1 protein-coding gene is annotated in these 1,338 nt (G+C 35.9%); it reads right to left on the bottom strand.

Annotated elements, in window-relative coordinates:
• A partial coding sequence (gene repM, locus FTV43_RS15495; protein WP_179995839.1) for a replication initiation protein RepM occupies positions 1-882 on the bottom strand: 882 nt, incomplete at its 3' end.
• Positions 883-1,338 lie beyond the last annotated feature (456 nt).

Raw genomic sequence — 1,338 nt, 5'->3', positions numbered from 1 at the left:
TTCAGGCTCTAAAAGCATATCAGCGATACGGATAGCAAATTGTTGGTAGCTTTCTGTACCTTGTGAATATTTCCCCATTTCAGGCATTTCTGACATTTTTTTTGCAAATAAATGGCGTTGTGCATCGGTCATTTTGATAAAAAAGTCAGGTGTGTTTGGGTCACGCTTAGAATCTAATTTTTTCGGTTGTTGTTTCTGCTTAAACTTGAATGAAAACCCAGTAATTGTACGCCCTTTCTTGTGTTGCTCATAAGTGGCTTTTATGTCTGTATGTTCATTGATTTGAGTAATGGCAGTTTCTAATACACGGCTTTTAAAATGGTGCATACGTTGATATTCATCATCTTCAACACCTAAATTTTTACGTAATTGTTGTAGTTCAAAAACAGGTGTTTTACCAACTTCACGCCAAGCGATTAATAACTCATAAAGTCTAGTGGCATACTTACTGGTTAGGTGTGCAACTTGTTTGGCTTCATATTTTGTAAAGTGTTCTTCTAATCTAGTGATTAAAGGAACTACATCAGGTGCGAAAGTAATTTCTAGTAATGCCAAATCATCTACATAAAAAATACGGCTTACCCAGCGAGAGCGAACGATACCTACCTTCCCTGTTTTTTTATATTCGGCTGTATAGCTAAACTGCCTGTTAAATAGATTATTTACGGCATCTTTCAGGGCTTTGTAGGATGCATCAGGTGATACATTAAATAGTTTTGCATAGTCACTAGCATGTATTTCTAGTTTGCTATCTGCCGTAATACCCCGCCCTAATTCCCTTGCATTAATGATTGCAAGCATGACTAAACGCTGTTCCGTTAGTTCTAAATTATAACTGGCGTTTATTAATGCATTATCTTTCACAACTAAACCATTCTTCATATTAAATACACGTTATTATTAATGTGTATTTACACACTATATATTTTATGTGTGTAAATCAAGAGAATTTGTGTGCTTATACAAGAGAATTTGTGTGCTTATACAAGAGAATTTGTGTGCTTATACAAGAGAATTTGTGTGCTTATATAAGCTGTAGTCCTCTCATATCAATGTTTTCAGCTTATCTAAAAGCATTTAAAAGCTTTAAAAATAATTAAAAGCCTTTCGAGAGGGGAGTGCAAACTGCCCTAGGTACTCGCTAAAGCTCGTACTCTATTGAAGCTCGTTCCTCGCTTCGTGGGGCAGTTTTTGGTTAATCCTATTTGTGAAATCTAAAAGCAAAAGCATTTGTAATGTATTCGCTTCGCTCATACTTTTTGAAAAGCAAAAGCTCCAAAGTTCGCACCCATTCGGGATGCTCTGTACCTACCGTTTAAAATCGAAAGGGAGCTTGTA

Origin of the sequence: Acinetobacter sp. YH16053 (genome assembly GCF_013417035.1) — a bacterium.
GTDB classification, from domain to species: domain Bacteria; phylum Pseudomonadota; class Gammaproteobacteria; order Pseudomonadales; family Moraxellaceae; genus Acinetobacter; species Acinetobacter towneri.
This window is presented reverse-complemented; position numbering and strand designations above follow the sequence as displayed.